This is a genomic window from Actinoalloteichus hoggarensis (assembly GCF_002234535.1).
GTDB classification, from domain to species: Bacteria; Actinomycetota; Actinomycetes; order Mycobacteriales; family Pseudonocardiaceae; genus Actinoalloteichus_A; species Actinoalloteichus_A hoggarensis.
This window is the reverse complement of record NZ_CP022521.1, coordinates 4,826,307-4,839,958: the sequence shown is the minus strand read 5'-3', so window position 1 is coordinate 4,839,958 and position 13,652 is coordinate 4,826,307. Positions and strand designations below refer to the sequence as shown.

General features: G+C 72.3%; 11 protein-coding genes. 6 read left to right on the top strand and 5 right to left on the bottom strand.

Going from position 1 to position 13,652, the window contains the following annotated elements; genetic code table 11:
• Positions 1-21: 21 nt before the first annotated feature.
• Complete coding sequence (locus tag AHOG_RS20570) at positions 22-765, top strand: class I SAM-dependent DNA methyltransferase (RefSeq protein ID WP_093942803.1); 744 nt, start codon at positions 22-24, stop codon at positions 763-765.
• 800 nt (positions 766-1,565) lie between these two features.
• On the opposite strand, the gene clpX is transcribed toward AHOG_RS20570, so the two are convergent.
• Both clpX and AHOG_RS20560 read right to left on the bottom strand, forming a co-directional pair.
• Complete coding sequence (gene clpX / locus AHOG_RS20565) at positions 1,566-2,894, bottom strand: ATP-dependent Clp protease ATP-binding subunit ClpX (protein WP_093944651.1); 1,329 nt, start codon at positions 2,892-2,894, stop codon at positions 1,566-1,568.
• Between the two features lie 132 nt (positions 2,895-3,026).
• On the bottom strand, positions 3,027-4,232 hold the full coding sequence (locus AHOG_RS20560) for a cytochrome P450 (RefSeq protein WP_093942802.1): 1,206 nt from the start codon (positions 4,230-4,232) through the stop codon (positions 3,027-3,029).
• 106 nt (positions 4,233-4,338) lie between these two features.
• Between AHOG_RS20560 and AHOG_RS20555 the strand changes: the two genes are divergently transcribed.
• Positions 4,339-5,502, top strand: a complete 1,164-nt coding sequence (locus AHOG_RS20555) for a TetR/AcrR family transcriptional regulator (RefSeq protein WP_093942801.1) — start codon at positions 4,339-4,341, stop codon at positions 5,500-5,502.
• 868 nt (positions 5,503-6,370) lie between these two features.
• Entirely contained in the window at positions 6,371-6,940 is a 570-nt protein-coding gene (locus AHOG_RS28785; protein ID WP_157736947.1) for an HXXEE domain-containing protein, read from the top strand.
• A gap of 62 nt (positions 6,941-7,002) precedes the next feature.
• Here the strand turns inward: AHOG_RS28785 and AHOG_RS20545 are convergent, their stop codons facing one another.
• Complete coding sequence (locus AHOG_RS20545; RefSeq protein WP_093942799.1) at positions 7,003-7,584, bottom strand: ArsR/SmtB family transcription factor; 582 nt, start codon at positions 7,582-7,584, stop codon at positions 7,003-7,005.
• Between the two features lie 62 nt (positions 7,585-7,646).
• Here AHOG_RS20545 and AHOG_RS20540 point away from each other — a divergent pair, with 62 nt between their 5' ends.
• A complete protein-coding gene (locus AHOG_RS20540) occupies positions 7,647-8,936 on the top strand; it encodes an MFS transporter (RefSeq protein ID WP_311770182.1) in 1,290 nt (429 codons plus the stop codon).
• Between the two features lie 151 nt (positions 8,937-9,087).
• On the opposite strand, the gene AHOG_RS20535 is transcribed toward AHOG_RS20540, so the two are convergent.
• The gene (locus AHOG_RS20535) at positions 9,088-9,936 is read right to left on the bottom strand and encodes an SDR family oxidoreductase (protein WP_093942797.1); all 849 of its coding nucleotides are present in this window, start codon (positions 9,934-9,936) and stop codon (positions 9,088-9,090) included.
• Positions 9,937-9,999: 63 nt separating this feature from the next.
• On the opposite strand from AHOG_RS20535, the gene AHOG_RS20530 reads away from it, so the two are divergent.
• Together AHOG_RS20530 and ligD are read left to right on the top strand one after the other, a co-directional pair.
• On the top strand, positions 10,000-10,962 hold the full coding sequence (locus tag AHOG_RS20530; RefSeq protein ID WP_093942796.1) for a helix-turn-helix transcriptional regulator: 963 nt from the start codon (positions 10,000-10,002) through the stop codon (positions 10,960-10,962).
• A 400-nt stretch (positions 10,963-11,362) separates the two neighbouring features.
• Positions 11,363-12,364: a non-homologous end-joining DNA ligase gene (ligD, locus tag AHOG_RS20525; protein ID WP_245856350.1), complete on the top strand. Its 1,002-nt coding sequence runs from the start codon at positions 11,363-11,365 to the stop codon at positions 12,362-12,364.
• Positions 12,365-12,555: 191 nt separating this feature from the next.
• On the opposite strand, the gene AHOG_RS20520 is transcribed toward ligD, so the two are convergent.
• Entirely contained in the window at positions 12,556-13,461 is a 906-nt protein-coding gene (locus AHOG_RS20520) for an alpha/beta fold hydrolase (protein ID WP_093942795.1), read from the bottom strand.
• Positions 13,462-13,652 lie beyond the last annotated feature (191 nt).

Here is a 13,652-nt window from a genome sequence, read left to right as displayed (position 1 = left end):
ACCTCGTGCCAACCTTCCCGAGTGGTCGATCACCAGTTCGCCGATGCCGATCTCGCCGCCCTCTACGACCGGCAGTACACCTGGGAGCGCAGAGCCGACTTCGGCTTCTACCTGCCGTTGGTGATGTCCGCCGATTCGGTGCTCGACGTCGGCTGCGGGACCGGCGCCCTGCTGCACCGGGCGCGGGAGGAGGGCCACACCGGCCGACTCTGCGGGCTCGACCCGGCCGCCGGGATGCTGGCCCAGGCTCGTACCCGCGCGGACATCGAGTGGATCGAGGGCGATCTCACGGCGAGGCCGTGGGCGGGCGAGTTCGATCTCGTCGTCATGTCCGGCCATGCCTTCCAGGTGTTCGTCACCGACGACGAGCTCCGCGGCTCGCTGGCCGCGATCCGATCGGCGCTGACCGATGACGGCCTGTTCGCCTTCGAGACGCGCAATCCCGCCGCCCGCGCCTGGGAACGGTGGACCGCCGAGCACGTCCGGGAGATCACCGGGCCGACCGGCGCGACGATCCGGATGTGGAACCAGGTCGACACCCCGGTGGACGGCCGAACCGTCAGTTTCACCACCACCTTCGTCGCCTCCGATCGCGAACGGCCGGAGACGAGCCGCAGCACGCTGCGCTTCCTCGACGTCGACGAACTGGCGGGTTTCCTGACCGGGGCAGGCCTGACCGTCGAGGAGCAGTTCGGCGACTGGGACCGCGGCCCGATCACCGAGGAGAGCATCGAGATCATCACCTTCGCGCGCCGCGCTTCCTGATCGAGTCGGCGTCGGCCGTCGTCTCGCTGCGAGGGCTCGGGGTGTCGGTCGAGACACATCAGTCGGCGGTGCCTTCCACGCTTCGACCGCCGTCGCCGAGCCGACGGCCCGGCCCTGCCCTGTTCGGTGCTGTGGTGGAGTCGTCCGCGCGCCGCTGTGCCGATCACCCGGATGTCTCCGGGCGTCGATCCTCGATCAACCATCGGCGGCGGCCGCCGCCGCAGCCGGCTCGCCGCAGCCGGCGTGACCGTCTCGGCTGGGACGCCGCCTGCGGCGCGGTCACACACCCGTGGTGTACACCCGCGCGGTCGGCAGGCTCCGGCAGCTCGGCATCGGGCCTGCCTTCGGCCCGACTCGCCGAGGCGGCCTCAAGTCCGATCGTCCGCCGCCTGCGGCACCCTCGTCCCGCCCCGCCGACCTGGGCCGCAGGTCGATCGCTCGTCGACCTCGCCCGTCCCGTCTGCCTCGCGAGCGTCGCCCGATGATCGGTGGTGTCGGTCCGCTGAGTCCGCTGAATCTGCTGTGTCGATCTGACCAACCGCCGCGTCGGCCCGTCGGGCCTGCTGGATGCGTCGTGCTTGCTGGGCATGTCGAGCTTGCTAGACGTGTGGGGCTTGCTGGGCGTGTCGTGCTTGCTGGACATGTGGGGCTTGCTGGATGCGTCGGGTGTGCTGGGCGTGTCGGGCCTGCTGGATGCGTCGAGTCCGCTGCACCTGTCGAGTCCGCTGCACCCGTCGAGTCTGTCGAGCCCGTTGGACCCGCCGAGCCGATCCGACATCGACCTGGTCGCCTGCCTTGCATCACGCCGAGCGCTCGCGCATCCCACCGGGGACATCCGGCGACGCACTCGATCGGCGGCGCGCATCAGCCTTGTCGAGCACGGCGTCCCGGGTGATCACGACACGCGACACGTCGGTTCGGCTCGGCACCTCGTACATCGGGTCGAGCAGCACCTCCTCCAGGACGGCCCGTGCCGCCCTGGCACCGGTGCCGCGGCGCAGCGCCTGCTCGGCGACCGCGTGCACGGCGCCCTCGGTGAACTCGAGCAGCACTCCATCGAGGGCGAAGAGCCTGCGGTACTGGCTGATCAGGGCGTTTCGCGGCACGGTGAGCGCTCGGGCCAGGGCAGGCACGTCCAGTGGTTCGAGCATCGACACCACCGGGAGTCTGCCGACGAACTCGGGGATCAGACCGAACTCCTGGAGATCGGCGGGCAGCACCTCGGTGCGGGCCTCCGCCCACACCCGCCGTGAGCGGCTGCCGACGTCGAAGCCGAAGCCGCCGCCGCCGGACCGCGCCTGGATGATCCGGTCCAGCCCGGCGAAGGCCCCGCCGAGGATGAACAGCACGTTGCTCAGGTCGAGCGGGATGCGCCCCGCCCCCGCCCCGGGTGCACCATGGAGGGGAACCTCGACGGTCCGACCTGACAACATGCTCAGGAGGGCGTGCTGGACGCCTTCGCCGGAGACGTCTCGGGTGCTCGACGGATGCGAGCCCCGTCGAGCGATCTTGTCCACCTCGTCGAGGTAGATGATGCCGGTCTCCGCCCGCGCGACGTCGTGATCGGCGGCCCGAAGCAGCGCGGCGGCCATGGACTCCACGTCCTCGCCGACGTAGCCCGCCGCGGTGAGGGCGGTGGCGTCGGCCATGGCGAACGGCACGTCGAGCACCCGGGCGAGCGTCTGGGCGAGGTAGGTCTTCCCGCTGCCGGTGGGGCCGATCAACAGGACGTCGGACTTGCCGAGTTCGACGGTGTCGTCGGGAACGGCATGGCGACCGACGGGCACCGACCTCGCCGCGAGCCGCCGGTAGTGATGACAGACCGCGATCGAGAGCACTCGCTTGGCCTGGTCCTGCCCGATCACGTACTCGTCGAGTAGCGCGTGAACCTCCATCGGCCGCGGCAGCGCCCCCGTCGGCCGGGTCGCCGGCTCGGCGTACGCGGCGGCCTCGACATCGGGCTCGGGCTCGGGCGACGTCACATCGTCGTCGGCCAACAGTTCCGTGCACTGCTCGACGCAGCCGTCGCAGATCGCCACGCCCACCGGGCCCGCGAGGAGGCGCCGGACCTGCCGACGACTCCTGCCGCAGAACGAGCAGGTCGGGCGACGCTCGTCGGTCTCGGACACTCGGATGCGTCTCCTGAAGTCGGCGGGTCGGTGCGGGCGGCGGGCGGCGGGCGGCACGAATCGTCGTGGGTCGGCGCCGCGCGTCAGGCAGGCGACGGTGATCACGATCCGCGTGTCGTCACCTTTGTCGGATCACAGCGTCACGGGCAGGGCGGCGAGCCGCCAGCTGCCCGGGTCGGGCACACGCTGCGGCTCGCCGGCCGGTGCGAGCCGGGGGAACCGCCGTAGCAGCGCGCCGAGCGCGACCTGTGTCTGCACCCGCGCGATCGCCGCCCCCAGACAGAAGTGCGGACCGTGCAGGAAACCGAGGTGGCCCGCCGGGCCCGGCGGGCGTCGGAGGTCGAGCCGGTGCGGATCGACGAACACGGCGGGATCGCGGTTGACGGCCGCCAACGCCGCCGTGACCCGGTCGCCCTTGCTGATCAGCGTGCCGTCGATCTCGACGTCCTCCCTGGCCTGCCGGGGTATCGCCAGCAGCTGGGGGCCGCACCAGCGGATCAGCTCCTCGACGGCGCCGGGCAGCAGCGCCTCGTCGGCGCGGAGCGCGGCGAGCTGCTCGGGATGGTCGAAGAGGGCGGCCACGGCGTTGGCGATCAGGTGCGTCGGCGTCTGGCCCGCGAGGACGACGTTCCAGATGAGCGTGACCAGCTCGACGTCGTCGAGCCGTTCGCCGTCCTCGGACTGGGCACGCAGCAGATCGGAGATCAGATCGTCGGCGGGCTCGGCGCGTCGGGCCGCGACCGCGGCCTTCGCGCCCCGCACGATCCCGGGAACCGCCTCGGCGAGCCCGGCCCCGTCACCTGCGGCGATGATCGCGCCGTACTCCTCCCACCGGGGTCGGTCGGGCTCCGGGATGCCCACCAGCTCGCAGATCACCGCCATCGGCAGTGCTCGGGTGAAGTGCCGTCGCAGGTCCACTCGGCCGTCCTCGACGTGGTCCGGCAGCGCGTCCAGCAACCGGTCGACGATGCGGGCGATCCCGGGGCGGAACGCCCTCGCGCGGCGGGCGGTGAACGCGGGTGCCACCAGAGCACGCAGCCGATGATGCTCCCGTCCCTCCAGTTCCTGCATGGTGCGCAGGTAGGGCAGGTACTCCTCGGCCACCGCCGGGCGGCGGGCGAAGCCTCCCGCATTGAGTTCGAACCGAGGGTCGCTCAGCACCGACCTGGCCTCGCCGTGTCGTAACAGCGCCCACATCGCGCCGAGGCCGGGAATGAGGAGTCGCGCCAGCGGCGATCGCTCGCGAGCAGTCCCGTAGTGACCCCATGGATCTCGCAGTACCTCAGGATTCGACAGGTCGATCTCGGGCACGCGGCCTTCCATGCCGACGGCGGTCATACACGCTCCCAGTTCAGATGTTCTCACCAGATGTTCTCATCATATACATGCCGTCGGTATCTTGAGCGGGACGTACGGACGGCGGATCGTCGGGACGAGGAGCACGATGGCCAGGCTCAACCGGGCGGAGACGCAGGAGCGCAACCGGGCCAGGGTGCTGGCGGCGGCGCGGGCGGAGTTCGCCGATCACGGGTTCCGTGACACGAAGGTCGACGCCATCGCCGAGCGAGCCGAACTCACCCGAGGCGCCGTCTACTCGAACTTCCCCGGCAAACGGGCTCTCTACTTCGCGGTCCTGGCCGAGACCGCCGGGCAGCAGCTCGAGCCGTCCTATCGGGAGCCGGGCCGCACACCACGGGAGGCGCTCGGCGCCCTGGCACGTGCCTGGGTCACCAGGCTTCCGCTCGCCGACACCGAGGAGTCGCACGGCGCGGCGCGACTCGGGACGGAGCTGCTGTCCGAGGTCCTGGGGGAACGGCGGACTCGCCTGCCCTTCGCACAGCTCCTCCAACTGGACGCGCTCCTGCTGGGGCTGGCCCTGGAGAACCTCACGCGACCGCACCCCACGCCGAGGGACGACCTCGCTCGCCTGCCGACGTCGTGGCGAGCGTGGCCGGGCAGGCTGGTCCGCGTCGCCGAGACCGTGCTCACGACCCTGCACGGCGCGAGTCAGCTGGCCGCGGCGGCTCCCGGCTTCCTCGAACCCTTCAACGTCGTCAAGGCCTGCGAGCAGGCCGTGGACCTCGATCTCGACGACGGTTGGACGGTTCCGCCGTTCCTCACGCAGGCCGAGGCGGTCGACGCCGCGTGGACTCCGCAGGCGGCGACCGACCTCGTCCGGGACGCCCCCGCGGTGTTCGACGACGGGGTGGTGGCCGTGCTGGGCCTGCATCGCCTCGCCGCCGCCGAGGACGCCGTGCGTGCCCTGCCCGCCGGATCTCGTGTCACGGCCGTGCTGGTGACCAGCGAGCCCGGCGAGCTCGCGCCGCTGGCCCGGCTGGTGCTGGCGGACCTGGCGGGCTGTCTCCGGCAGGCCTTCCCCGAGTCGGCATGGCCCCGCCTCCAGGTGGTGCTCGACGAGTCCGGCGCGCTGGCCTCGGCGGCAGGCGTTCCCGCGGTCAGCGACGGGACCGAGGTCGCCGTCCGCGTCGAAGCAGGCCGGATCGTGGCCCGTGCCGACGGCCGAGGCGCCTGCCACGTCGTCGCCTCCTCCGACGGCTCGATGCCGGGGGGACCCGACGTCGGGAGCGGCCCCCGGCGCCGCCCCTGAGCCTGCGACGCAGGGCGCCGATCACCCGCCCCGCCCTGCTGCCTCGCCGTGCCCCTGATCGGCCGCGGCCGCGGCCCGTCGCCGCCGGAGATCGGTCGCGCCCGAGACCCGCGTCCCCGCCGGGGCGGGATGTCGACCGCGGTCCGGGGTAGTAGCGCCTGCCGATCACGATGGCGGCCGTGATGAGCGGTCCGGAACGGACGACGGCCCCGTCGCGAAGCACCCCTTCTTCGCCTGCTCACGTCACGTTTCGCGCCGCCGCGGTCCTCGGAAGCACCTCTACCGCGGATGACTCGACGGCCGCTGCCATCAAGGCGGTCTCGCGGGCGCCCGCCGCCCGGAGGCGCCGACTCGAGGCGGAGCACCGCCCCGCTTGCGCCTGCGGCGTTGCGCGGTGCGGCGCCGAGCCGGCCGGCCGCGTCCCGACTCGTCTTCGGTGTCGCCGCCCTTGACGTCGACGAGCAGCAGCGGCGCGGCCGTGACGGCCTCGCGAGTCGTCGACGCCTGTCATGCGCCGGGTGCGACCAGCGGCGCCACCGGGTCGGAGTGCGGTTCCACACCATGGGCGGGCGCCCGGCGCGCAGGAACGCCTCGGCCGACGCCGTGCCCATCCCATCGAGGCCGAACACGGCCACCGCCGGAGTGTGCCGCATCGTTCCGCGGAGGTCGCCATGAACGAGGTGCCTTCCTGTTCCGCCGTAGGCGATCCGCTGCGTCGACCTGGGAACGGAACCGACGTCGAGGTGACTCACGTGGCCGGCTCGGTCTCGTGGTTGGCGAACGAGGATCAACGGACGCGAGCCCGACCGAGCATCGGGCGCGACCTCCTGTCTCGGCCGCCGAAGGGCAGGCCCCTTACCCTGGGTGGGTGGGGGATCACGACGTCGACGTGCGCGGCGCCGGGGCGTCGGCAGCCGAGGTCTCGGCATCCGAGGGGAGTCCGCCGCGGGTGTCCGCCGGCAGGCTCGCCTGGTGTTGGGCGTGGGCCGTCGTGTCGTTCGCGCTGCACAACGCCGAGGAGTGGCTGGGTGACCTGCCTGCCTGGTCGGTCGCGCAGCCCGCGCTGCCGTGGTCGGTTCCCGTCGAGTCGTCGGCGGCCTTCGGCCTCGCCGTCGCGATGCTCACCGTCGCGGTGGCCCTGGCGGGCGTCGTGGCGGTGGTGACTCGTGCGTCGTGGAGCGCGGAGACGCTGTCCTGTTTCGCGATCGTGCTGCTGATCAACGTCGTGTCGCACGTGGCGCTGAGCCTCGCGACCTGGAGTCTCATGCCGGGCGTCCTCACCGGTGTGGCGCTGCTCCTGCCCGCGGCGCTGGTGATCCTCCGCGTCCTGCCGCGCGTCCGGCTGAACCTGCCGACGACGCTGTGGACGGCGGCCGCCGCCGTCGCGGCGACGCTCGGCGCCCTATGGGTGGCCGGTGCGATCGCCGGGGCGGGGTGACGGTTCTTCCGGATCTCGGCCGCCGTCCGAGCGGCGGTCCGCCGGTGGGCGCGGCTCCGCCTCTACTCCGCCATCCGGTGCAGGATGAAGACGCCGTTGATCAGCGGTCGGTCTCGGCGTTCGTGGTCGGTGGTGATGTACTCGTGGAGGACGGCGTGAATCCGGGCGTCCAGCTCGTCGACCTCCGCCGGGGACAGGTGCAGCGCGAATCGCTCGTAGGCCTGGAGCGACTCGGGGCCCGCCTCGTTGAGTTCCTGGTGGAATGCCTCGATCGGCGCGCCGACGGCGTCCGTGCCGCTGAGCGGTCCCTCCAGCCACCACACCGCGCCGTCGTAGGTGTAGGGCTTCTCCAGTGCCCCGCTCGCTCCGGTGCGCACGGGTGCCTGCGCCAACAGGCCTGCCGCGACGAGCTGTCGGACGTGATAGAGCACCGTGCCGGGGTCTCGGCCGAGGCGGTCGGCGAGCTCCTTGTTCGTCAGCTCGTGTTGGCCGCACAGCCGAAGGATGCGCAGCCGCAGCGGATGCGACAGCGCCTTGATCTCCTCGGGCGTCGCCTTGCGACGCTGCCGAATCGGCGGGGCGGGTGTACCGGGGTCGTCCGAGTTCTCGCGCGGCGGCCGGCGGTCGGAGTCGTGATCGCCCATGTCGGGCAGGGTAGTCCGGCGAATCGATGGAGTTCTCTCCATCGATTTGTGATACTCCATCGGTGACCGACGCCACGACGCCTCGCGAAGTCCCGGCCGCTCCGGACACCGATCGACCGCGACGCCCGAACAGCCCGCTCGGACCAAGCTTCTGGTGGTTGTGGAGCAGCTCCGGTTTGTCGAACCTCGCCGACGGGGTCCTCAAGGTCGTCCTGCCGCTGATCGCCGTCCGCCACACCCAGTCGCCCGCGATGATCGCGGGTCTCGCGTTCGCCTTGACACTGCCGTGGCTGCTGTTCGCCTTACCGGCGGGCGCGCTGGTGGATCGGCTGGACCGGCGCCGGGTGATGCTCGGCGCGAACCTCGTCCGGGCCGGGCTGATCGGCGTCCTGATACTCGCCTTCGCGTTCGACCTCGGATCGATCTGGCTGCTCTACGTCGTCGCCCTCGGCGTCGGCGTCACCGAGACGCTGTACGACACGTCGGCGCAGTCGATCCTGCCCGGCATCGTCGCCCGCGACCGGCTGTCCCGCGCCAACGGGCGGCTGTACGCCGCCGAGCTGACCGCCAACCAGTTCGTCGGCCCGCCGCTCGGCGGTCTGCTCATGGCGGCCGGAGCGGTGCTCGCCATCAGCGCGCCCGCCGCGGCCTGGCTCCTCGCCGTCGGGGCGCTGCTGCTGGTCCGAGGCTCGTTCCGGCCGGTACGCGAAGAGCCCTCCACTCTGCGCGCCGACATCGCCGAGGGCCTGCGGTTCCTCGCGGGCAACCGGATACTCCGCACGCTGGCGGGCATGACGGGACTCTTCAACCTCGCCACGAGCGCGACCGGAGCCGTCTTCGTCCTCTACGCCGTCGGGGCCGGGTCCGCGATCGGACTCTCCGAGCCCGCCTTCGGCATGCTGCTCACCTCCAGCGCGGTGGGGAGCCTGCTCGGATCGTTCATCGCCGAGCGCGTCGAGCGGGTGCTCGGGCGAGCACGTGCCCTGGCGCTCGCCGTCCTCGGCGGGATCGTGCTCGTGGGCGTCCCCGCCGTCACGACGCATCCCCTGCTGATCGGCGCCGGATTCGCGCTGGGCGGCGCGACGACCGTCATCTGGAACGTCATCGTGGTCTCTCTTCGGCAGCGGATCACGCCGGACCGCCTGCTCGGCCGGATGAACAGCGCCTATCGGCTCGTCGCGTGGGGCACCATGCCGTTGGGCGCCGTTCTCGGCGGCGTGCTGGCGGAGCTCTTCGGGCTGCGTGCCGTGTTCGCGGTGATGGCGGTGATGATGCTCGCGCTGTTCGTCGGCATGCGGGTGCTGACCGATCGGGCCATCGACGCCGCCGAGCGGGCCGTCGTGTCGGGGTGACCGGCGCTGCCGTGACGCCCGGCGCGGGACGGACGCGGTCGGGGACGACTCGGTTTGGCGACGACGCGGTTCGGTGACGACGCGGGGAGCCCGCGAGCCCGGCCCGTGAACGGCGCCCGGCGCCGCCGCGGACCAGACTCGCGGACCCGGCTCAGCCGCCGAACGCCCCGGCGTTCTCCCGCACCCACTGGGCGAAGGTCCGCGCCCGACGACCGGTGACCTGCTCGACGGTCGGCAGGACGGTGCGACCCACCTCAGGCGTCTCGGTGCGCATGGCCAGGAAGAACTCGACGTCGGCGTCCGAACAGCCGTTCGCCCGCCACGCGGCGACGACCTCCTCCTGGCTCAGCTCGACGTAACGCACGTCGCGCCCGAGGACCTCGCCGATGACGCGCACCTTGTCCGGCGGCGTCAGCACCTCGGGTCCGGTCAGCCAGTACTCCTGCCCGGAGTGCGCGTCGTCGTCGCCGCCCAGCACGGTCGCGGCGACGGCGGCGATGTCGGCCTCGTGGATCATCGCGCTCCGCGACTCGGCGAAGCCCTCCCGGACGACGCCCTCCTGCCGCACCGACTCGGCCCATTCCAGCGCGTTGGACATGAACTCGACCGGCGACAGGTAGGTCCAGGCGAGTCCGCTCGCCTCGACCGCCTCCTCGAACGGACCCTTCGTGAGGTCGCCGCGAAGCACGGTCACCCGGCGGACGCCCGCCCGCGTCGCGAGGGCGGTGATCTCCGGGCCGGTGGTGAGCGGCGAGAAGTCCGCGCCGTCGAAGCCGATCAGATGCGCGGCGTCGACGCCGTCGAAGGCGGCGGCGAGCCCGGCCGGGTCGGCGAGGTTGCCCGCCACCGCCTCGGCGCCCGCGGGCAGATCCGCCTTCCGCGGATCACGGGTCAGGGCGCGGACGTGATGGCCCGCGGCCACGAGCTGCTCGACGAGGGGACGACCGACGTTGCCGGTGGCGCCCGCGACGAGAACGGTTCGGGAAGCTGTCTCGATCATGGCGCGGACGGTAGAGGCCTTCGCGGCCGGATTCCGTCCTCGATCGTTGCCAGACTGGGCCGCATGGTGGAGACCTCGGCTCGGTTACTGCGGCTGCTCGGCCTGCTTCAGACACATCGGGACTTCTCCGGCGCCGACCTCGCGGAGCGACTCGGCGTGAGCCCCAGGACCGTGCGGCGCGACGTCGACAAGCTGCGGGGCCTGGGCTATCCCGTCAACGCCGTCGGCGGAGTCGGCGGCGGATACCAACTGGCCGTCGGTGCCACGCTGCCGCCGCTGCTCCTCGACGACGACGAGGCGATGGCGATCGCGGTGGGGCTGCGCATGGCCACCCTCGGCGCGGTCACCGGGATCGCCGAGACCTCGCTTCGGGCGCTGACCAAGCTCGACCGGATGCTGCCGTCCCGGCTGCGACACCAGGTCCGCGCCCTCGGCACCGCGCTGCTCACGATGCCGCCGCTCGGACCCGCCGTCGACCCCTCGATGCTCACCGCCGTCGCCGCGGCGGTGCGGGACCACGAGCGGGTCCGCTTCGACTACGTCTCGCACCGAGGGACGACCAGCCCGCGTGACGTGGAGCCCTACCGGCTGGTGCACAACGGGCAGCGCTGGTACCTCTTCGCCTGGGACACCCGGCGAGCCGACTGGCGGACCTTTCGCGTCGACCGGGCCGCGCTGCGCACGCCGACCGGCCCGCGGTTCGTGCCGCGAGCCCTGCCGCCCGGCGACCTCGCCGACCACGTCGCGCTGGGAACCACCACCAGCATCCGCCGCTATCAGGCGGTGCTCACGATGCACGGCTCCGCCGAGGACGTGGCCGACGAGGTGCCGCCCGCGCTCGGCCTGGTCGAGCCGATCGACGAGCGGACCTGCACGCTGCGCATCGGCTCGGACAGCCTCGATCAGCTCGCGGTGTGGGTGGCCGCCTTCGGTTTCGAGTTCGAGATCCGCGAGCCGCCGGAGCTTCTCGAACACCTTCGCGTGTTGACCGGTCGGTTGCACCGCGCGGCGCGATCCTCGGAATGAGTCGGCGACGGCGCACCCAGTGGGCGCCCCACCGTCGGCCTGGAGAACCAGGACTCCGGATACGCCGCGCCGACCACCAGTACCCACGGCGCCAGACTGCCCGCGTCCGCACCGGTCTGTCCGCCGCCGGGCACGACGTCGAGTTCCGCAGTCCACGACGAGCCCCGGGAGTGCGCCTCTTCCCGCAGGCGCGCACGGCGTCGTCGAGGGCACGGGCCGAGCTGGTGGGCCGCCGCGGACTTCGTGGCCACGAGCCCGGCCGCGGAGACTCCGGTCACGAGGACCCCGACCACGAGGACCCCGACCACGAGGACCCCGAGCATACCGACGATCCGCGACAGGGCGCGAAGCGGAGCGGCGTCACCCGGCACGGCCGACGGCCCTGGGCGACGATGGCCCGATGGCGCAGGACAGCGTGGGCGGCCGAGCCGAACCGCTTCCCGCCGTTCGGCCGATGCTCGCCACGGGCGGGCAGCCGCTGCCCGCGGGGCGGGGCTGGGCGTGGGAGTTCAAGTTCGACGGAATTCGGGCCGTCGCCGCGGGCGATCGGAACGGCATCCGGCTGACCAGCCGTAACGGCAACGACATCACGGCGACCTACCCGGAGCTGACCGTACTCGGCGAGGCCCTCGGCTCCCACCGTGCCGTGCTCGACGGCGAGATCGTCGCCCTGGACGCCGACGGCAGGCCCTCGTTCCCGCTGCTGCAACGTCGGATGCACGTCCGACGACCGACGGCCCGGCTGACCGGTGAGATCCCGGTCGCCTGCTACGTGTTCGACCTGCTCCACCTCGACGGCGTCTCCCTGCTCGCCGAGCCTTACCACCGTCGACGGGAGCTGCTCGACGAGCTGCGACTGGAGGGTCGGACCGCGCGAGTCCGGGTGCCGCCGAGTCGTCAGGACGTCGACCCGAGGCTGTTGCTCGACGTCGCACGAGACAACGGGCTGGAGGGCGTGATCGGCAAACGCCTCGACTCCGGCTATCGGCCGGGGTATCGCAGCCGGGACTGGCTGAAGTTCCCACTGATCAACACCTATGAAGTGGTGATCTGCGGGTGGCAGCCGGGCTCCGGGCGGCGAGCCGGGCGGATCGGCTCGCTGATCCTGGGCGCGCACGACCCCGCAGGCGGGCTGCGCTATGTGGGGCACGTCGGAACCGGGTTCACCGAGCGGATGCTGACCGAGCTGCTCGGGCTGCTCCAGCCGATCGAACGCTCGACGAGCCCCTTCGTCGGGCCGGTGCCGAAGGAGTACTCCCGCGACGCGCACTGGGTGGAGCCCCGGCTCGTCGGGGAGGTCGTCTATCGGACGTGGAGCCCCGACCGCAGGCTGCGGCACTCCGCCTGGCGGGGCCTGCGCCCCGACCGGGACGCCCACGAGATCAGCCTTCCCACGGAGTAGCCCGGGCCGTCGGCCGATCCGGGAGCGCGTTCGCCCGAGTGCCCGCCAGGCGAGGATCGCGCGCTCGGCCAGGATCGCGTGCTCGGAGCAGCCGCCGGGTTCCCGCGGCAGGCCGCAGGCCGTCGGGCCATCACGGCGAGGAGCGCTGCCGGCCGCCACATCTCGGGCAGGCGATCCGCCTGGGGGCGACCTCAGCTCACCAGCAGATCGCCGCAGAACGACCGGATCGCCCGATGGACGACGGTCGGCTTCTCCCAGGGCAGGAAATGCCCGGCCCCCGACACCCAGAACGGGCCGACGACCTCGGGGAAGGCGATCGCGCTTCTCTCCTCGATGTGCTCGCCCAGGGTCACCTGGTCACGCCCGATCAGCATCAGCGTCGGCTGCCGCACCGGGCGGTCGATGAGCTCGGGGCTCGACAGCGGCCTGGTGCCCATCACGACCTCGTAGTCGGCGAAGGAGGCCCGCAGCCGGTCCGCGTCGGCGTAGGGCTCGGTGAGCAGCGCCAGGTCCGCCTCGTCGAAGGCGTCCGGCGGACACCACATCCGGTGACCGAAGAACTCGGCGATGTACCGCTGCCTGCGCTCCGGGGTGTTCAGCTCGGCCACCAGTTCGTCGGCGTGCCTGCCCTGTCGTCGCTGATAGTCGTAGACGGCGGGCTTGGGTCGCCCCGGCGGGATGCCCGCGGCCGCGAAGGCGTCCGGCAGGTCCGGCATCGAGTCGTCCAGGATCACCAGTCGATCGACCCGATCGGGGTGGCGGTTCGCCAGGTCGATCGCGACCATCGCGCCGAGGTCGTGTCCCGCCACGACGACGCGGTCCCAGCCGAGGGCGTCGAACAGACCGACCAGATCGGAGTCGAACGCCGCGAAGTCGTAGAAGGCGTCGGGGGCGAAGTCGGAATCCCCGTAGCCGCGCAGATCCGGCGCGACGACGTCGAAGCCCGCCTCGGCGAGCGGGCCGAGCGTATGCGACCAGATCAGGCTGGTGCACGGGAAGCCGTGGAGCAGCAGGAGCGGGACCCCGTCCGTGCGGGGGCGTCGGATCGCCAGCCGATGTCCTTGGCGGACCGTGACCAGGGTGGGAGCGACAGGCATGGCTCATCCTCACACGGGCGACGCCGGTTCCTTCGGGCGCACAAGCCGGCGCGGCGACGTCGTCGATCGGCGAGTGGGGCGTGCGAGACGACGGCGTGCCCGCCCTCGTCCACGACGGCGATGGTGTCTGCTGTGACGGCGCCTGCCTGCGGTGATCGGTCCGATGCCGACCGGACCGGCGCTGACTGGAC